General features: G+C 73.8%; 18 protein-coding genes. 13 read left to right on the forward strand and 5 right to left on the reverse strand.

What is annotated here, in order from left to right:
- Nucleotides 1–53 precede the first annotated feature (53 nt).
- The 7 genes from FFT21_RS06305 to FFT21_RS06335 are packed head-to-tail and all read left to right on the forward strand — an operon-like array spanning nucleotide 54 to nucleotide 4,303.
- A complete protein-coding gene (locus tag FFT21_RS06305) occupies nucleotides 54–545 on the forward strand; it encodes a Na+/H+ antiporter subunit E (RefSeq protein WP_192909408.1) in 492 nt (163 codons plus the stop codon).
- Nucleotides 542–796, forward strand: a complete 255-nt coding sequence (locus FFT21_RS06310; RefSeq protein ID WP_137812824.1) for a monovalent cation/H+ antiporter complex subunit F — start codon at nucleotides 542–544, stop codon at nucleotides 794–796. Before FFT21_RS06305 ends, FFT21_RS06310 begins: the two co-directional genes overlap by 4 nt.
- Nucleotides 793–1,101, forward strand: a complete 309-nt coding sequence (locus FFT21_RS06315; RefSeq protein WP_137812825.1) for a monovalent cation/H(+) antiporter subunit G — start codon at nucleotides 793–795, stop codon at nucleotides 1,099–1,101. The genes FFT21_RS06310 and FFT21_RS06315 overlap by 4 nt, the downstream gene beginning before the upstream one ends.
- The gene (locus FFT21_RS06320) at nucleotides 1,098–1,352 is read left to right on the forward strand and encodes a hydrogenase subunit MbhD domain-containing protein (RefSeq protein ID WP_137812826.1); all 255 of its coding nucleotides are present in this window, start codon (nucleotides 1,098–1,100) and stop codon (nucleotides 1,350–1,352) included. The genes FFT21_RS06315 and FFT21_RS06320 overlap by 4 nt, the downstream gene beginning before the upstream one ends.
- The gene (locus FFT21_RS06325) at nucleotides 1,349–2,095 is read left to right on the forward strand and encodes an MnhB domain-containing protein (protein ID WP_225978130.1); all 747 of its coding nucleotides are present in this window, start codon (nucleotides 1,349–1,351) and stop codon (nucleotides 2,093–2,095) included. Before FFT21_RS06320 ends, FFT21_RS06325 begins: the two co-directional genes overlap by 4 nt.
- Nucleotides 2,092–2,439, forward strand: coding sequence for a sodium:proton antiporter (locus tag FFT21_RS06330; RefSeq protein ID WP_137812827.1), 348 nt, complete (start codon nucleotides 2,092–2,094; stop codon nucleotides 2,437–2,439). Before FFT21_RS06325 ends, FFT21_RS06330 begins: the two co-directional genes overlap by 4 nt.
- Before the next feature lies 1 nt (nucleotide 2,440).
- Complete coding sequence (locus tag FFT21_RS06335; RefSeq protein ID WP_225978131.1) at nucleotides 2,441–4,303, forward strand: complex I subunit 5 family protein; 1,863 nt, start codon at nucleotides 2,441–2,443, stop codon at nucleotides 4,301–4,303.
- Here FFT21_RS06335 and FFT21_RS29570 read toward each other — a convergent pair.
- Nucleotides 4,293–5,156, reverse strand: a complete 864-nt coding sequence (locus tag FFT21_RS29570) for a M23 family metallopeptidase (RefSeq protein WP_225978132.1) — start codon at nucleotides 5,154–5,156, stop codon at nucleotides 4,293–4,295. The two genes, FFT21_RS06335 and FFT21_RS29570, sit on opposite strands and share 11 nt — an antisense overlap.
- Nucleotides 5,157–5,490: 334 nt before the next feature.
- Between FFT21_RS29570 and FFT21_RS06345 the strand changes: the two genes are divergently transcribed.
- Nucleotides 5,491–5,922 carry a CoA-binding protein gene (locus tag FFT21_RS06345; RefSeq protein ID WP_225978133.1) on the forward strand — a complete coding sequence of 144 codons (432 nt, stop codon included), beginning with the start codon at nucleotides 5,491–5,493 and terminating at the stop codon, nucleotides 5,920–5,922.
- A 19-nt stretch (nucleotides 5,923–5,941) separates the two neighbouring features.
- Here FFT21_RS06345 and FFT21_RS06350 read toward each other — a convergent pair whose 3' ends face one another.
- Together FFT21_RS06350 and FFT21_RS06355 are read right to left on the reverse strand one after the other, a co-directional pair.
- Nucleotides 5,942–8,014 (reverse strand): transglycosylase domain-containing protein, encoded by a 2,073-nt coding sequence (locus FFT21_RS06350; protein WP_225978134.1) that lies wholly within the window; start codon nucleotides 8,012–8,014, stop codon nucleotides 5,942–5,944.
- Nucleotides 8,015–8,307: 293 nt separating this feature from the next.
- Nucleotides 8,308–9,390, reverse strand: coding sequence for a PfkB family carbohydrate kinase (locus FFT21_RS06355; protein WP_137812828.1), 1,083 nt, complete (start codon nucleotides 9,388–9,390; stop codon nucleotides 8,308–8,310).
- Nucleotides 9,391–9,523: 133 nt separating this feature from the next.
- On the opposite strand from FFT21_RS06355, the gene FFT21_RS06360 reads away from it, so the two are divergent.
- The 4 genes from FFT21_RS06360 to FFT21_RS06375 all read left to right on the forward strand — a co-directional run bounded on the left by FFT21_RS06360 (nucleotide 9,524) and on the right by FFT21_RS06375 (nucleotide 13,408).
- On the forward strand, nucleotides 9,524–10,876 hold the full coding sequence (locus FFT21_RS06360) for a family 4 glycosyl hydrolase (RefSeq protein WP_137812829.1): 1,353 nt from the start codon (nucleotides 9,524–9,526) through the stop codon (nucleotides 10,874–10,876).
- Nucleotides 10,877–10,960: 84 nt separating this feature from the next.
- Nucleotides 10,961–11,794, forward strand: coding sequence for an alpha/beta fold hydrolase (locus tag FFT21_RS06365; protein WP_137812830.1), 834 nt, complete (start codon nucleotides 10,961–10,963; stop codon nucleotides 11,792–11,794).
- A 204-nt stretch (nucleotides 11,795–11,998) separates the two neighbouring features.
- Entirely contained in the window at nucleotides 11,999–12,772 is a 774-nt protein-coding gene (locus tag FFT21_RS06370) for an MgtC/SapB family protein (protein ID WP_137812831.1), read from the forward strand.
- Nucleotides 12,773–12,829: 57 nt separating this feature from the next.
- Nucleotides 12,830–13,408 carry a nucleotidyltransferase family protein gene (locus FFT21_RS06375; RefSeq protein ID WP_137812832.1) on the forward strand — a complete coding sequence of 193 codons (579 nt, stop codon included), beginning with the start codon at nucleotides 12,830–12,832 and terminating at the stop codon, nucleotides 13,406–13,408.
- 4 nt (nucleotides 13,409–13,412) lie between these two features.
- Here FFT21_RS06375 and FFT21_RS06380 read toward each other — a convergent pair whose 3' ends face one another.
- Complete coding sequence (locus FFT21_RS06380) at nucleotides 13,413–14,642, reverse strand: MFS transporter (RefSeq protein ID WP_137812833.1); 1,230 nt, start codon at nucleotides 14,640–14,642, stop codon at nucleotides 13,413–13,415.
- A 107-nt stretch (nucleotides 14,643–14,749) separates the two neighbouring features.
- Here FFT21_RS06380 and FFT21_RS06385 point away from each other — a divergent pair, with 107 nt between their 5' ends.
- Entirely contained in the window at nucleotides 14,750–15,481 is a 732-nt protein-coding gene (locus FFT21_RS06385; RefSeq protein ID WP_137812834.1) for an SIS domain-containing protein, read from the forward strand.
- Nucleotides 15,482–15,540: 59 nt separating this feature from the next.
- Here the strand turns inward: FFT21_RS06385 and FFT21_RS06390 are convergent, their stop codons facing one another.
- Entirely contained in the window at nucleotides 15,541–17,130 is a 1,590-nt protein-coding gene (locus FFT21_RS06390) for a Na+/H+ antiporter (protein ID WP_225978135.1), read from the reverse strand.
- Between the last annotated feature and the right edge of the window lie 256 nt (nucleotides 17,131–17,386).

Here is a 17,386-nt window from a genome sequence, read left to right on the forward strand (position 1 = left end):
TCCCCGCGCCCGAAGTCGTCCCCTCTCCGCCGGGTTCGAGGAGGCTCCAGGGCGTGACGCGACTCGTCGAGGTGGCCGTGTGGTGGCTGGTGTTGGTGCTGTTCTGGCTGGCCACCCTGTCCGCGACGAGCCGCGCCGAGTTCCTGGTCGCGCTGATCGCCGGGTTGCCCTGCGCGGTGGCCGCCACCGCCGCGCGCGCTGCGGGAGGTTGGCGCTGGCGGGTCCGCCCGGCGTGGTCGAGGTGGCTGGTGCCGCTGATCCCGGCCGCGATCGCGGACACCGCGCGGGTGCTCGCCCGGGCCGCCCGCGAGCCGCGTGCGGGCCGGCGCGAGCCGCACCGCGTCACCGAGCGCGAACTGCGCCGGATCCCGCTGGTGGCCGGTGAGGACGAGGCCCGGTCGGCGGGCTGGCGCGCGGTGGCCGCCGCGCTGATGTCCGCCACACCGGGCACCGTGGTGCTCGACTCGCCGCCGGAGGAACCGGTGCTGCTCGTGCACGACCTGGACGGCCGGCCGTCCCGGCTCGAAGGAGTGGTGGCCCGGTGAACCTGTGGCTGATCGGGGCGGTGGCGCTGCTGCTCGGCGGGATGGTTCCGGCGCTGTACCTCGCGTCCCGGGGCGACCCGGTGCCCCGGCTGGTGGGCCTGGTACTGTCCGGCCAGGTGGCGACGCTGGCGCTGCTGCTACTCGCCCAGGGTTTCGGCCAGTCGTCCTACCTGATCGTGCCGCTGGTGCTCGCGGTGCTTTCCTTCCCGGGCGTGCTGGTGTTCACCCGTCTGCTCAGGGCCCGGCCGTGACCGTGCCGGGGGTGGTCGCGGCCGTGCTGGTGACCGCGGGCGTGCTGGTCGTGGTGTGCGCGGCGGTCGCGGGCGTGCTGTTCCGCCGGCTCTATCTCCGGCTGCACGTGCTCACCCCGATCAGCTCGGTCGGTGCCCAGCTGATCGGCCTGGGTCTCGCGGTGACCAACGGGTGGAGCCTGACCACCGCGACCGACCTGCTGGTCGTGGCGGTCGTGACGGTGACGGGGCCGGCGCTCGGCGCGGCCCTCGGGCGGCTCGCCGCGCAGCACGACGGGCTGGTGCCGGAGGACCCGCCGGCATGACCGAGACGAATGTACTGCTGATCGTGTCGCTCACCCTGGTCGCGGTGGCCGGCACGGTGGTGGTGGCCACCGGTGAGCCGAGCCGGCAGGCCGTGGTGCTCTCCGTGTTCGGACTGCTGCTTGGCCTGCTGTTCGTCGTGCTGCAGGCGCCGGACGTGGCGCTCTCCCAGATCGGCGTGGGCACCGCCGTGGTGCCGCTGATGGTGGTGCTGGCCGTACGCAAGATCCGCCAGCTGGGGAGCCGCCGGTGAGCCGGGGCGTGCGCACGCTGATCTTCCTCGCCGGCGCGGCCGGGCTGGGGATGCTCCTGGTGCTGGCGTTCCTGCGCTGCCCACCGTTCGGCGGCGACTGGCATCCGTACCGGGACATGGCGGTACCCGCCGCGCTCGCGCACGTCACGCCGAACGTGGTGTCCTCGGTGAACTTCGACCAGCGCGGTCTGGACACCCTGGGCGAGGAGACCATCCTGCTCGGCTCGGTGCTCGGCGCCACGGTGCTGCTGCGGCCCGGCCGGCACGAGACCCGCCGCGAGCCGCAGGACGTGGGCCGGGTGCTCCAGGTGACCCGGCTGGGCGGCTACGTCATGCTGCCGCTGGCGCTGACGCTAGGGCTCGACGTGGTGATCCACGGGCACCTGACCCCGGGCGGCGGCTTCCAGGGCGGCGTGGTGCTGGCCACCGGGCTGCACCTGACCTACGTGGCGGGCAGCTACCCCGCCCTGCGCCGGCTGCGCCCGGTCAGCTGGTACGAGTACGCCGAGGCGCTGGGCGCCGGGACGTTCTCGGTGCTGGGCGTGGTCGGGCTGGTCACGTCGGCGGCGTTGCTGGCCAACTTCCTTCCGCTGGGCCAGTTCCAGCAGCTGTTCTCGTCCGGGACGGTGCTGGCGCTGTCCGTGGCCACCGGCTGCGAGGTGGCCGCCGGGGTGGTGGTCCTGCTCGCCGCGTTCCTGGAGCAGACCATCATGATCGACAGCAGCCGGGAGCGTGCCGGATGAGCCTGTACGCCTACCTGGTGGCCGGATGGCTGCTGCTGGCCGGCTTCTTCGGCGTGGTGCGCAGCCGGGACCTGGTGCACACCGCGGTGTGCGTCTCGGTGGCCCAGTCCGGCACCTACGTGCTCCTGCTCGGCATCGGCTTCCAGCGCGGCGCCGGCGCACCGGTGTTCGCCCCGGGCATCCCGACCACGTCACCCGTGGTGGATCCGGTGGTGCAGGCGATGGCCCTCACCGACATCGTGGTGTCCGCGACGGTCACCGCGCTGCTGCTGGCCATCGCGGTGCAGATCGCCAAGCGGCACGGCACCGTCGATCCGGACGAGTTGCACGCGCTGCGGGGCTGACGTGGCGACCGGCTTCGCGGCGTTCGGCACCGCGCTGCCCGCGCTGGGCATCGCCGTGCCGCTGGTCGGCGCGTGCCTGCTGCTCGCCCTCGACCAGGTGCTGCCCCGGGTCGCGGTGGACGCGCTGGCGGCGGTGGTGGTGCTCGGCGTCGCCGTGCTGATGGGCGCGCTGGTCGCGATCACCGCCTCGGGGCGGGTGGTGAGCTGGGCCGGCGGCTGGCGGCCGGCCGGCGGGGTGAGTGTCGGCATCGTCCTGGTCGCCGACCCGTTCGGCGCCGGCCTGGCGTTTCTGGTCGCGCTGCTCACCCTCGCCGCGCTGCTGTACGGGTGGCAGTACTTCAGCCACGCCGAGGCGCACCTGCCGGTCCTGCTGCTGCTGTTCGTTGCCGGTATGACCGGGTTCGCGCTCACCGGCGATCTGTTCGACATGTTCGTGTTCTTCGAGCTGATGGGCGCGGTGGCGTACGCGCTCACCGGGTACAAGATCGAGGAACCGGAGTCGGTGCAGGGCGCGTTCAACTTTGGAGTGATCAACTCGCTGGGCGCGTACCTGTGCCTGGCCGGGATCGGCCTGCTGTACGCCAGGACCGGTCAGCTCGGCCTGGCCCAACTCGGCGCGGCGCTGTCCGGTCACCCGGCCGACCTGCTGGTGCTGGTCGCGTTCACACTGGTGGCGACGGGATGGCTGGTCAAGGCGGCGGCCGTGCCGTTCCACTTCTGGCTGGCCGACGCGCACGCCGTCGCGCCGACCCCGGTGTGCGTGCTGTTCTCTGGCGTGATGGCACCGCTCGGGGTCTACGGGGTGGCCCGGGTGTACTGGGCGACGCTGTCCGGCACCGTTTCCGCGGCGGGCGTGCAGCGGGCGTTGCTGGTGCTGGGCGTGCTCACCGCGACGGTCGGCGCGCTCATGTGCGCCACCCAGCGGCATCTCAAGCGGCTGCTCGCTTACTCCACGATCGCCCACATCGGACTGTTCCTGCTCGGGGTCGCCGCGCTGGAGCCGGCCGGGCTCGCCGGTTCGGCCCTGTATCTCGCCGGACACGCCGGCATCAAGGGAGCGCTGTTCCTGCTCGTCGGTGTGCTGCTGAGCCGGTACGGCTGCGTTGACGAGATCACCCTGTACGGCCGGGGTCGGGGCAGCCGCGCGCTGGGCTGGCTGTACGTGGTGGCGGCGCTCGCGCTCGCCGGTCTGCCGCCGTTCGGTGTGGCGCTGGGCAAGGCGATCAGCGAGGAGTCCCTCGCCGCGACCTGGCTGGCCGTGGTGTTCACCGCGGTGTCCGCGGTCACCGGGGCGGCTACCCTGCGCGCCGGGCTGCGGGTGTTCTTCGCGGTGGGCCCGCCGCCCCCGGAACACCACGACGAGGACGTCACCACCGGCGAGCGGGAGGAACGCGAGGTGGAACCGGCGCCGGCCCGCACCCCGCCCACCATGCTCGTCGCGATCCTGCTGCTGCTCGCGCTCGGACTGGTCACCGGCCTGCCCGCGGTGGGCTCGGCCGCCGGCCGGGCGGCGGAGCGGTTCACCGACCGCGCCGGCTACCTCGACCAGGTGCTGCACGGCGCGGCCGCGCCGGCGGTGCCGACCCCGCACGGTGCGGCGTGGACCGCGCTGGGCGCCGGGCTGGGCGTGCTGTCCGCGGCTCTGGCGGTCGGGTTGGCACTGCTCGTGTTGTACGCGCCCCGGCTGCCCCGCACGCTGCGGGTGGCCGGAGCCCGCACGGCTCCGGCCACCCACGCGCTGCACCGACTGCACTCCGGGCATATCGGGGACTATGCCGCCTGGCTGCTGGTCGGTGCCGTCGCGCTCGGGGTTCTGCTCGCGCTGCCGGGCAGCGCGGCAGGCGCGACCGGGGTCACACCCTGATGCCGCGGGCGGCCAGCCAGGGCAGCGGGTTGATCTTGTTGCCCTGGCTGCCGTTCACCCACACCTCGAAGTGCAGGTGCGGGCCGGTGGCCTGGCCCCGCATGCCCATGGTGGCGATCTGCTGGCCGGCCGCCACCCGCTGGCCCTGCCGCACCAGGATGCGGTCCATGTGCCCGTAGACGACCACGGTGCCATCGTCCAGCCGCAGCCGCACCCACAGGCCGAAGCCGCTGGCGGGCCCGGCCTGGATCACCACCGCGTTGGCCACCGCCACTTCCGGCGTGCCCATCCTGTTGGCGATGTCGATGCCGTAGTGGAACCCGCCGGACCGGGGGCCGAACCCCGAGGTCAGCACGCCTTGGCTCGGCTTGACGAACCCCGGCCGGCCCTGGGTCTCCGGCGGCGCGTCGGTCGGCGCGGGCGCGGTCGTGGTGGCCGGCGGCTGGTCGGTGGTCGACGTCGGCGCCGGTGCGCCGTCCGCGGGGCCGCCTGCGGGATCATCCGGGGTGTCGTAGGTGCTGGCCGGCTGCGGGACCACCGGCGCGGCCTGTGCCTGCGGCGCCCCGGTCGGGTCGTTGCGCGCCGGCGCGGGCGCGGCCTCGGTGTTGGACGCGGCGGCCACCGTGCTGGGCGCGGCCACGCGCAGCCCCTCGGCGTGCAGGGTCACGGCGTGCGCCCTGCCGGCCCTGGCGTGATCGCTGGCCAGCAGGCTGGCCGCGCCGATGGCGGTGGCCAGCACGCCCGTGGTCACCGTGGCCGCGACCCGCCTGGTCCGGCGCAGCGGCTGGTCGACCCGGCGGTGCCGGCCCTGACCGCGGTGCAGCGATGCGCCCTTCGGGGCAGGGCGCGACATGCCTGTATTCCGATGTCGAGCCAAAGCTCTGCCTTCCATCTCGGGGTGGGCTCGGTCGCGGACTCCGGCGGGGGACCGGCTGAGTCGTTTCGGGGCCGACTCGTGTCCGCACAGTGACCGAACCGTGATGGCGGGGCGGAACGTAACCGAGGGTGATGTCGAGTGGCAACGATCGGCGTATTAACTGGCAATATTCAGTGAAATAGCGCGCCGAATGCTACTAACCGTACACATGCTGATACCCGAAACGCGACCTGCCGGGCGCTGGGACCCCGGACTCGCGCGCGCTGTGGTGGAGTTGATTGCCGCGGCTTGACGCACGCATGAGGGAGCGATGACGGGGCAGCAGAGCATGGACGCGACGATCGACCGCATTCTCGGCGAAACCACGACGATCGCCGTGGTGGGCCTGTCCACCCATCCGGAGAAGGCCGCGCACAGCGTGCCGGCCGCGATGCAGGCGGCCGGCTTCACCGTGATCCCGGTGCACCCGACCGCCGACCGGATCCTCGGCCAGGTGGCCTACCGAAGCCTCGGCGACATCCCGGCAGCGGTGGACCTGGTCGACGTGTTCCGGCCGGCGGACGAGGCCCCGGACATCGCTCGGCAGGCGGTGCGCATCGGCGCAAGGGCGCTGTGGCTGCAGCTCGGCCTGCGCAGCGACGAGGCCCGGCGGATCGCCACCGAGGCCGGGCTCGACTACGTCGAGGACCGGTGCCTCGCCGTGGAGCACGGCCTGCGCGGCGGTGGCGGACCGGCCCGGTAGCGGGCCGGTCCGGCCGGGACTACTGGTAGCGCGGGTCGACCGGCGGCAGCGGCAGCACCGGCTGCCCGGCCAGCAGCGTGTTCATCGTCTGGTACCAGGTCCGCGCCGGCACCTTGCCGCCGTAGATGTTGCCCTCCCCGCACAGGCTCGGCGGGTCGGTGTCGCAGATCGGCCGGGGCGCCGAGCCGTCGGCGAAGGTGAGCACCGCGCCGGCGAGCTGCGGCGTGGCGGCCAGGAAGCCGGCCGACTTGTACTCCTGGGTGGTCCCGGTCTTGGCCATCACCGGCCGGTTCCACCCGGCGGCGGCCGCCGCCGCGGCCGACGTGCCGGGACCCTGGTCGTCCTTGCTCAGACCGACCACCAGGCTGTTCGCGATCGGCGTGCTGAGCACCTGCTGGCAGCCCTGCTCGCGGATCGGCACCGGTTTGCCGTTGCGGTCCAGCACCTGCTCGATCGGCGTCGGCGGGCACCACACGCCGCCACTCATCAGCGTGGCGGCCACATTGGACAGTTCGAGTACGTTCGTCGGCGTCGGCCCGAGGGTGAATGACGCGCGGTTCTCGCTCTTGACCGCGTCGGCGATGGTCTTGCCGGTGCGCTCCGGGTCCTTCGTGGTGGCCAGGCTGCGCATGCCCAGCCGCACCGCCATGTCCACCGCCGCCGGCACCCCGACCTTCTCCTCCAGCCAGACGAACCCGCTGTTCGGCGAGGTGGCCAGGGCGTCCTGCAGGGTCATCTGCGGCGGGTAGTTGGGGCTGGCGTTGTGCAGGCAGTACCAGTGCTCGCCGTACCCGGCTGACGGGCAACTCGACCCGCCGCCCTTGAACACCGAGGAGGTGTACAGGTACGGGGTGGGCAGGATGTCGCTGATCCGGTGGCCCTGCTCCAGGGCCGCCGCCGAGGTGAAGATCTTGTGGATCGACCCGGCACCGAACGGGATCATCTGCGCGGGCAGGTCGTAAGAGGTCTGGCCGGCCGAGGCGTTGTTGCCGTAATCCCGGTTTGCCACCAGCGCGCGGACCCGATGCTTGTCGGTGCCCGGCTCGACGATGGACATCACGTTGGCGATGCCCTTGGTGGTCTTGGGCACCTGGCTCTCCGCCGCCTGCTTGGCCACGTCGGTGGCGTGCCGGTCCAGCGTGGTCCGGATCGTGTAGCCGCCGCGCTTGAGTTGGTCCGTGGGCAGCCCCGCCTTGGCCAGGTACTCCTCCACGTAGCGGCAGAAGAAGCCGTCCTTGGCGCCCTCCCCGATGCCGACGCAGTCGCTGGCCGGAACGCTCAGCGGGGACACCACGCCGAGCGGCGCCTTCTTGTAGTCCTCGGCGATCTGCCGGGCGCTCGCGTCGGCGGGGTTGCCGAACGCGCCGTTCTCCCGCATCCGGTCGATCACCATGTTGCGCCGCGCCAGCGCCTCCTCCGGGGACTTGCCGGGATTGAGCGCGCTCGGCCGGTTGACCAGCCCGGCGAGCAGTGCCGCCTGCGGCACGGTGAGCTTGTCCGGGGTGGTGTTGAAGTAGGTGCGGGCCGCCGCGGCGACCCCGTAGGTCTTGTTGCCGAACGGCACGACGTTCAGGTAGCCGGTGAGGATTTCGTCCTTGGATTCCCTCTGCTCCAGTTGCAGCGCGATCCGCGCCTCGCGGAGCTTGCGGGCCACGGTGTGCGCGGTGGCCTGCGCGTAGGCGTCCTGGTCCGCGTCACCGACCACATAGGCCAGGTAGTTCTTGACGTACTGCTGGGTCAGCGTGGACGCGCCCTCGGTGGCCTGGTCCTCCACCCCCGCCTTGGCCGCAGCGCGCGCGATGCCGTGCCAGTCGACGCCGTGGTGCTCGTAGAAACGCTTGTCCTCGACCGCGACGATGGCCGCCTTCATGGTGTTGCTGATCTGCGCCGAGGACACCGGAATGCGGTACTGGTCGTACAGGTAGGCGACGAGTCCGCCATCCTTGTCCAGAATCGTGGTGACCATCGGGGGGTCGGCCTTGGCCAGTTCTCCGGACATCTCGTTCACCGTGTCCGTGGCCCGGTTCGACGCCAGGCCCACCCCACCGAACACGGGAAAGAGCATCGCCGCCAGCAGAACACCGGCCGTCACGCACAGGCCGCAGAGCCTGATCAGTCCCGTCGCGCGCGCGAACCCCACGGTTCGGTTACCCCTTCCACACCATGCGTGCTCTCCGCCGTCACCGCGGCCGGCCCGAAGCCCTCCGACTCCAAGCCCCCGAAACGCGGCACCCACCCCGTTATGAGTCGCGCCGGACCGGCTGGAGGTTGCTCGCGCTGACGAAGGTTTCGCGCACATTCGTCACGCGATCAGCAGGCCGAGGGACCAAGGTACTCCCCCGCCGAAATCATCAGCGCACCGGCAGGGTTTCGTGGCCGAGGCGCTCAGGGCATGCCGCGCAGGCCGATCGTCGCGCTCGCCCGGCGCACGGTGACCCTGGCCTCCGCCGGCACCACCGCGTCCAGGAACCGGTACCCGCGCAGCCCCTCGTCGTCCCGCCGGCTCATGTGCCGCCACCACGCGGCGATCTCCGACCAGCCGGGCGCGGACAGCGAGCCACCGAAATGCTGCACGGACAGCGCCGCGCACAGGTTGGCGAACCGCACTCGGTGGGCCAGCGGCCACGCGGCGAGGGTGCCCAGCACGAATCCCGCGCCGAACACGTCGCCGGCGCCGGTGGAGTCCAGGGCAGCCACGTTCAGCCCGGGGACGTCCACCAGCTCGCCGGTGGCCGCGTCCACCGCGCAGGCACCGGCGGCGCCCCTGGTCACCGCGACCACCGGGACGAAATCGGCGAGCGCGGCCGCGGCCTCCTCGGGGCTGTCCCGCCGGGTGTAGCGCATTGCCTCCACCGCGTTGGGCAGGAACACGTCGAAGCCCTCCAGCCGGCGCAGCGCGGACGGCGCCCACGCCTCGGTCGGGTCCCAGCCCACGTCGGCGAACAGCAGCGCGCCGTGCCGCTTCGCGGTGCGCACCCACCGCTCCTCGCCGTACGCCAGGTGCAGGAAGCACGCCCGGGTACGGGGCGGCGGGTCGAGCAGCTCGTCGGCGGCCACCGGCGGCTGGTGCCCGTGGGTGACCATGCTGCGCTCCCGCCCCACCGCCATGGACACCGTCACCGGCGAGTGCCAGCCGTAGAACCGGCGGCTGCAGGACAGGTCCACGCCCTCCTGGTTGGCCAGCACCTCCCAGCAGAAGTCGCCGTAGACGTCCTCGCCGAACGCGGCGGCGAGCGCGGTACCGAGTTGCAACCGGCGCAGTGCCACCGCCAGGTTGGCGATTCCCCCGGGGCAGGAGCCCAGCCCCTCCGCCCACACCTCGGTGCCTGGCGCCGGTGGCCGCGGCAGGCCGGTGAAGATGATGTCCAGAAACACCGTTCCGGACAGCAGCACGTCGAACGACGGCGCGTCGTTCGCCTCGCCCCGGACCGGGGCGGCGGCCGGATCACCGGACGGCTGCTGGGTCACCCTCCCGCTCCTCCCTCGATCCGCCGAAGACGCGTTGACCAGGGCATCGAGTCTGCACCCGAGGATCCGAGCCGGCCAAGGGCCATCGGTGCGGGAGATAGGGTCGGCGGGAGGTGGCGAAGGGGGTACGGGGATGAGGTTGGCGCTGCTCGGCGGCGGTGGCTTCCGGGTGCCGCTGGTGCACGCCGACCTGCTCGCCGACCCGGACGGGCTGGTCGACGAGTTGGTGCTGCACGACCTGGACGCCGAGCGGTTGGCCGCGATCACCGCCGTGCTCCGGCAGCAGGCCGGCGGCGCGACCCGGCCCCGGCTGCGCCCGACCACCGACCTGGTGACGGCACTGACCGGCGCGGACGCGGTGTTCGTCGCCATCCGCACCGGCGGTCTGGCCGGCAGGGCCGCCGACGAGCGAATCGCCCTGCGGCACGGCCTGCTCGGCCAGGAGACCGTCGGCCCGGGCGGGATCTGCTTCGCGCTGCGCGCGATCCCGGTGGCGGTGGACATCGCCCGGCGGGTCGCCGAGCGGGCGCCGGGCGCGTGGGTGGTCAACTTCACCAACCCGGCCGGGATGGTCACGGAGGCGATGGCCGGCGTGCTCGGCGACCGGGTGATCGGCGTGTGCGACTCGCCGGACGCGCTGTGCCGGCGGGTGGCCGGCGCCCTCGGCGTCGACCCGGAGCGGGCGGCTTTCGACTACGTCGGCCTGAACCATCTGGGCTGGTTGCGCGCCGTCGTGGTGGACGGCCGGGACCGGCTGCCGGAGTTGCTGGCCGACGACGCGGCGCTGCGCTCGTTCGAGGAGGGGCGGCTGTTCCACCCGGAGTGGTTGCGCGCGCTCGGCGCGTTGCCCAACGAGTACCTGCACTACTACTACGCCACCCGGGAGACCGTCGAGCGGCTGCGGGCCACCGGCGCCACCCGCGGCGAGTTCCTGCGCGCCCAGCAGGAGGAGTTCTACCGCGCGGCGCGCCGCGACCCCAGGGCGGCGCTGCGGCTGTGGCGGCGGGCCCGCGCCGAGCGGGAGGACACCTACCTGGCCGAGGCCAGGGACGCGGTGGGCGCCGGCCCCCGGGACGCCGCCGACGTCGAGGCCGGCGGCTACCAGCGGATCGCCCTGGACCTGCTGCGCGCCCTCGCCACCGGCCGCCGGGACACGATGATCCTCGACGTGCGCAACCGGCATGGCCTGGCCGGCCTGGACCGCGACGCCGTGGTGGAGGTGCCCTGCCTGGTCGACGCCGGCGGGGCGCGCCCGCTCGCGGTGGCCCCGGTGCGGGAACACCTCGCCGCGCTGATGCGCGCGGTGCGCGCGGTGGAACGCGACGCCCTGACCGCCGCGACCGAGCGGGACCGGGCGGCGGCGCTGCGGGCCATCGCCGGCCATCCGCTGGTCGACTCGGTCGGCGCGGCCCGCCGCGTGCTGGCGGACTACGTGGCCACCTTTCCCGAGTTGGCCGACCTGGGCGAGCAGGACGGCCCGGATTAATTCGGTCTACACTGAAGAAATAGGGACCATTACGTTAGCAGCGTTACCTAACAGCGTTCGCCCGCCTCCGCTACAGTCGCCGGCATGATCGAGCACGTTCGCATTCCGACTTCCGCCGGCACCTTCGACGGGCTGGCCAGCGGCCCCGCCGACGCGCGGGGCGTGCTGCTGCTGCACGGCTTCCCCGAGGCCGCCACCGAGTGGGAGCACCAGCTCACCGAGTTGGGCGCCGCCGGCTACCGGGCGGTCGCGCCCGACCAGCGCGGCTACTCCCCCGACGTCCGCCCGGAACGGGTCGAGGACTACCGGATGGAAGAGCTGGTCGGCGACGTGCTCGCCATGGCCGACCAGCTCGGCTGGTCCCGGTTCGACCTGGTCGGGCACGACTGGGGCGCCGCGGTGGCCTGGGCGGTCGCCGCCGCCCACCCGGACCGGCTGCGCACTCTGACCGCGGTCTCCGTGCCGCATCCGGAGGCGTTCCGGCGGGCGCTGAAGGAGGACGAGGACCAGCAGCGGCGGTCCGCCTACATCCAGGTGTTCCAGCAGGCCGGCACGGCGGAGCGGACACTGCTGGAGAACGACGCGGCGGCGCTGCGTGCGGTCTACGAGCACCGGGTGCCGGCCTCCCGGGTGGAGGACTACGTCATGCGGCTGTCCGAACCGGGCGCGCTGACCGCGGCGCTGAACTGGTACCGGGCCATGAAGTTCGGCGGCCCCCGCGACACGATCATCGTGCCCACCCTGTTCGTGTGGAGCACCGAGGACGTGGCGCTCGGCTCCACCGGCGCGTTCGGCACCGAGCAGTGGGTGGACGCGCCGTACCGGTTCGAGGTGCTCGAGGACGTCTCGCACTGGGTGCCGGAGGAGGCGGCGGAGAAGCTGACAGCGCTGCTGCTGGAGCACCTCGCCGCGCACTGACAGCCCGTTCCGGAACTCGACTGACCTGCGATGCTGATTTTGCGGAACGCGCCGGGGCGAAGCCCCGCGATCGTGGGGGCGGGACGAGACACCAGGACAAGCAGGGCGTGCCAGGTCACCTGCGAGTCCCGGCGACGCGATCGCGGCGCGCGTTCTCACAACAGGCACTGAGTCTCGCCCGCCGACATGATAGGCAGGTCGGCTATGACCAACGTCCTGGGCGAACCCTTCGGCCAGGGGTGGACGCAGGCGGTCGAGCTGTTCCTGGCCCTGCTGCTGTCCTCGCTGATCGGTCTGGAACGCGAGCTGCGGCAGAAGAGCGCCGGCCTGCGCACGCACACCCTGGTCGGCCTCGGCTCCGCGCTGTTCCTGCTGATCAGCAAGTACGGGTTCACCGACGTGCTGTCCGAGCACGTGGTGCTGGACCCCTCCCGGGTGGCCGCGCAGATCGTGTCCGGGATCGGGTTCGTCGGCGGCGGGCTGATCTTCGTCCGCCGGGACGCGGTGCGCGGGCTGACCACCGCCGCGGTGATCTGGGTGGTGGCCGCGGTCGGCGCGGCCTGCGGCGCCGGGCTGCCGCTGCTCGCGCTCCTGGTCACCGGCGCGCACTTCCTCGTGGTATACGGCTACCCGCCGCTGCTGCGCCGGATCACCCGCCGCCAGCCGTTCTCGTCCGCGGTCCGGGTGAGCTACCTGGATGGTCACGGCGTGCTGCGTGACGTGCTCGCCGCGGCCACCCGGCACCATTTCGTGGTCGCCGAGTTCGACACCGCGCGCCGCGGCTCGGCCGAGGACGACCTGGAACGCGGCCGCGCGCAGCGGCGCGACCGACTGGAAACGTCCGCGCACGGCGACGTGATCGACCTGTCGCTGCGCGTCGAGGGTTCCGCCGATGTGCACGACCTGGTCGCCGCGCTGTCCGAGATGGACGGTGTGCTGGCGGTCGGGGCGGGTGAGCCGGAGGGCGGCGGCGACTGAGATGAGCGAGCAACTGGCCAGGCACGCGCCGGCCGGCTGATCGCTACGCTGGCGGCCATGCCCCCATCCCCGGCCCCGGTGGCCGGTCTGCTGCTCGCGGCGGGGGCCGGCCGCCGGTTCGGGATGCCCAAGGCGCTGGTGTCCTGGCGCGGCCGGCTGCTCGTGGAGCGCGCCGCCGACGTGCTGCACCAGGCCGGATGCGCCCCGGTGGTCGCGGTGCTGGGCGCCTCGGCCGCCGAGATCCGGGCTCGGGCGGCGCTGCCCGGCACCCGGCTGGTCGACAACCCGGACTGGCCGACCGGCATGGGCTCCTCGCTGCGCGCCGGCCTCGAGGCGCTGGCCGGCACCGCCACGCCCGCGGTGCTGGTGCTGCCGGTCGACGTGCCCGGCGTGACCGCGGACGCGGTGCGCCGGCTCGGCGCGCTGGCCGCCCCGGACGCCCTGGCCCGGGCCACCTACCACGGCGCGCCAGGGCATCCGGTGCTCATTGGCCGCGACCACTGGCCGGGGGTGGTGGAGCGGGCGCGTGGCGACGCCGGCGCCCGGGAGTACCTGCGCGACCACCCGCCGCGCGACGTGCCCTGCGACGACGTGGCCACCGGCGAGGACGTGGACCGCCCCGAGGATCTCCGCTGAGCCGTCACGGCGCGCCCGCACGCGCGGGCCGGTTCGCGGACACGGCCACGGCGACCATCGCGCCGCACAGCACCGGCAGCAGGGCGAGCGCCCACGGCAGCGACACGGTCTGGGCGAGTAGCCCGATCAGCGGCGGGCCCAGCAGGAACCCCGCCCAGCCGCCGGTGACCACGCCGGCGATCGCCGGACCGGGGTGGCTGCCCGGCACCTCGGCCGCAGCGCTGAACACCACCGGCACCACGCAGGACAGGCCCAGACCGAACGCGGCCAGGCCGGCCAGCGCCAGCCACGGCGCCCCGACCGCCAGGGCCACCGCCATCCCGGCGCCGCCCACCCCGGCCAGCACACCCACCACGGGCAGCCCGCCGAACCGCGCCGACCACCGGTCACCCAGCGCCCGACCGGCGAACATGGCCACCGCGAACGCCGCGTACCCGGACCCGGCGAGTTGCGGTGGCGCGGCCAGCGAGTCACGCAGGTACACGGCGGCCCAGTCGGCGGCGGCGCCCTCGCAGAGCAGCCCGGCGAACATCAGCGCGGCGAGCGGGGCCAGCCGGCGGTTCCGCCACGGCCAGGCCAGCCGCTGCTGCTCCACCGCGTGGTCGTCGGCCAGCAGCGGCCGCACCAGCGGGCCGGCGGCCAGCACGGCGATCCCGGCGAAGATCGCCATCTGCCGGGTGAGGTCCAGCCCGCCGGCGAGCGCGAGCACGCCGAGACCGGTGCCAGCGAACCCGCCCAGGCTCCACGCGGCGTGGAAGCTGGCCAGGATCGGCCGCCCGTAGCGCCGCTGGACGGCGACGCCCTGCGCGTTCATCGCGATGTCCAGGGCGCCCTGGAAGCCGCCCCACACCAGCATCGCGGCGAACAGCCCGGCCGCCGAGCCGGCCAGGCCCAGCCCGACCGAGGAGGAAGCGTAGCCGAGCAGGGTGACCAGCATGACCCGCCTGCTGCCCCAGCGGCTCACCGCGCCGCCCGCGGTGAGGGTGGCGAGCACCGAGCCCACCGGCGCGCCGAGCAGGGCCAGGCCCAGCGCGCCCGCCGTCAGCCCGAGATGGTCCTTGACCAGCGGCACGTGCGGCGTCCACGAGGCGAACAGCGCGGCGTGCAGGGTGAACACCGCGGCCGTGGCCACCCGCGCGGCGCGCAGCGGCGCGGCGGCCCCCGCATCGACTTCCGGCTCCGGCACGCCGGCCATGGTCTCGGCCACCGCGGCCCGCCGGGAAATCCTTTCCACGGGATGGGAGTGACCGGCACTTGACGCGGGCCGCACAATGGTACAGACCAATTAGCCCGCGCGAGTCGTGGCCGGGAACATCCCGGCGGGCAGCGGAGGTAACGCAGATGACCGCACAGGCGGTGACCGGCAGCGACTACGGCAGCCTGGTCCGCGAGCACCTGACCACGGTGGAGCAGCACAACGCCACGGCCGTGGCGGACACCGCGGAGCTGCTGCTGCGCACCGTGGCGGCGGACGGCACGGTGTTCACCGCGGGCGCCGGCCACTCGCTGGCCGCGGTCGCCGAAACCTTCTACCGCGCCGGGGGCCTCGCCTGCGTGCACCCGCTCTACCGCCCGGAGCTGCTGCCGCTGCACGGCGCGGCGAGCAGCACGGCCGCGGAACGACACGCGGGGCTGGCCGCGGAGGTGCTCGCCGGCGTGCGGATCGGCGAGCACGACGTGCTGGTGGTGTTCTCCACCTCGGGCATCAACCCGTACCCCGTCGAGCTGGCCAGCTCCGCCGGCTGCCCGGTGGTGGCGTTCACCTCGGTGGCGGCCAGCGCGAACGGGCCGCGCCGGGCGGGCCGCACACTCGCCGAGTGCGCCACCGTCGTGCTGGACAACCGGGTGCGCCCGGGTGACGCCAGCTACCCCGCCGACGCGCCCACCACGGCGCCGATGTCCTCGATCGTCAACGCGTTCCTGTGGAACCTGGTGCTGGTCCGGCTGGCCGAGCGGGCCGAGGCGGCCGGTGTCGAGCTGCCACTGTGGCGCAGCTCCAACGTGCCGGGTGGGGACGAGGCCAACGCCGGCCTGCTGCGCCGCTACCGCGACCGGATCCCGGAACTGGACTAAGCGTCCCCTCGCGCGGCAGGGCGCCCGGCAGCCGGCGGAAGGCACGGCCCGGCCGCGGGTCACGGTTCGTCGGCGGCCAGCCGGGCGTCCTCCAGGTCGAGCATCCGCTGGATGCGGCGGCGGGTGCCGTCGCTGATCGCGCCGGTCTCGTAGAGCCGGTCCAGCTCGCCGCGCTCCACGGCGAGCAGGTCGCGGCGCAGCCGCCGGTAGGTGACCGTGTGGTCGCTGTCCGGCTCGGTGCCGGCCCGGCCGCGCTGCCGCATCCGGTCGATCCGGGCCTCGAGGTCGTGGCGGAGCCGGTCGATCACCGCGTCCGGCGCGGCCTCCAGATCGGCGAGTTGCTCCAGGTGCGCCAGACTCGCCTCGGTCATGTGCAGCCGGGCCAGGGTGTCCTCGTGGCGCACGTCGTCCGGACTGCGGGCGACCCCGCTGCGCCGGACCAGCGGGGCCAGCGTGAACCCCTGCACCACCAGGCTGACCACGATCACCCCGGTCGCCAGTACCAGCAGCAGGTCGCGCTCCGGCAGCGGCGTACCGGCCGCCGTGGTCAGCGGCACCGACAGCGCGGCGGCCAGCGGCACCACGCCCCGTGCCCCCGCCCAGGACACCACCGCGGGGATCTGCCAGGAGGGCCGGCCCGCGCCGCGTCGCCGCTGGGTGAGCGCGGACAGCGGGAACACCCACAGCACCCGCACCGCGAGCAGCGTCGCGGTGATCACCACGACCTGCATCAGCCACCACCGGTTGGCGCCGTCCAGTTGCCGGATCGCGGTCGGCAACTCCAGCCCGATGACGCCGAACACCACGCTCTCCAGCAGGAAGATCACCGTCTGGTAGACCGCGCCGACCTGCAGCCGGATGTGCGCGGTGGTCAGCCGGGTCGCCTGGGTGCCGAGCACCACGCTGGCCACCACCACCGCGGTCACGCCCGAGGTGTGCAGCGCCTCCGCGAGCACGTAGGCGGCGTACGGGGTGACCAGCGCGACAACGCTCTCCAGCACCGGGTTCTCGGTGCGCCTGCGGACCAGGAACACGCCGCCGGCGACCAGCACGCCGAGCGCCGCACCGCCGCCGGCCAGCAGCAGGAACTCGCCGCCCACGCCGCGCGGAGTGATCGCGCTCCCGGCGACCGCGACCAGCACGGCGAGACGGAACAGCAGCAGGCTGGTGGCGTCGTTGAAAAGGCTCTCCGCCTGCACCAGCACCTGGATCCGGGGCGGCAGCGACAGCCGGCGGCCCAGCGCGGTCACCGCCACCGGGTCCGTGCTGGCCAGCACGGTGCCGAGCACCACGGCCATCTCCGGGGGCAGCGGGGTGACCAGCGCGGCGACCGCGCCCACCGCCGCAGCGGAGGCCAGCACCAGGCCCACCGCCAGCACGGTCACCGGCCGCAGCACCGCGCGCAGGTCCCGCCACGGCAGTTCCTCCCCGGCGGCGTACAGCAGCGGCGGCAGCACCACCAGGCTCACCATGTCCGGGGTGACCTGCACCGGAGGGACCCCCGGCAGCAGGCCGACGGCCAGCCCGGCCACCACCAGCAGGGAGGGCGCGGGCACCCGCAGCCGGTGCGCGAAGCTGGCCACCACCGTGGCCAGCACCACGAGGAAGAGCACCGTCTCCACGCTGCGCATCCCGGTCAGCCTCCCCACCGACAGCGACGATGTTCGCTCGTGTGCCGACCAGACTTCCCGGCGCGCCGGATTCACCCTAACCGACCACATGGCCCGCCAACCGATGAATCGGTCGGCGTCCGGACGTGCCGCAACCGCCCCGGAAACCCCCTGCGGAACACCTGTCTCACCAGAATCGGTGATCCGATCGTGACGCTGCGCCCGGAAGAACCGCACCCGGCCGGTTGTTGCCGGAGGCGGAGGCCGCGGCGGAAGGTGGTGAGGCGGGTGAACT

The sequence above is a fragment of the Gandjariella thermophila genome (genome assembly GCF_005405885.1).
Classification (GTDB): domain Bacteria; phylum Actinomycetota; class Actinomycetes; order Mycobacteriales; family Pseudonocardiaceae; genus Gandjariella; species Gandjariella thermophila.

What these genes read in the sequence shown, in the direction of transcription:
- FFT21_RS06345 (WP_225978133.1), top strand. Translation starts at nt 5,491, where the DNA reads ATGACGGGGCAGCAGAGCATGGACGCGACGATCGACCGCATTCTCGGC.
- FFT21_RS06385 (WP_137812834.1), top strand. Translation starts at nt 14,750, where the DNA reads ATGACCGCACAGGCGGTGACCGGCAGCGACTACGGCAGCCTGGTCCGC.
- FFT21_RS06365 (WP_137812830.1), top strand. Translation starts at nt 10,961, where the DNA reads ATGATCGAGCACGTTCGCATTCCGACTTCCGCCGGCACCTTCGACGGG.
- FFT21_RS06370 (WP_137812831.1), top strand. Translation starts at nt 11,999, where the DNA reads ATGACCAACGTCCTGGGCGAACCCTTCGGCCAGGGGTGGACGCAGGCG.
- FFT21_RS06375 (WP_137812832.1), top strand. Translation starts at nt 12,830, where the DNA reads ATGCCCCCATCCCCGGCCCCGGTGGCCGGTCTGCTGCTCGCGGCGGGG.
- FFT21_RS06330 (WP_137812827.1), top strand. Translation starts at nt 2,092, where the DNA reads ATGAGCCTGTACGCCTACCTGGTGGCCGGATGGCTGCTGCTGGCCGGC.
- FFT21_RS29570 (WP_225978132.1), bottom strand. Translation starts at nt 5,156, where the DNA reads ATGTCGCGCCCTGCCCCGAAGGGCGCATCGCTGCACCGCGGTCAGGGC.
- FFT21_RS06320 (WP_137812826.1), top strand. Translation starts at nt 1,098, where the DNA reads ATGACCGAGACGAATGTACTGCTGATCGTGTCGCTCACCCTGGTCGCG.
- FFT21_RS06360 (WP_137812829.1), top strand. Translation starts at nt 9,524, where the DNA reads ATGAGGTTGGCGCTGCTCGGCGGCGGTGGCTTCCGGGTGCCGCTGGTG.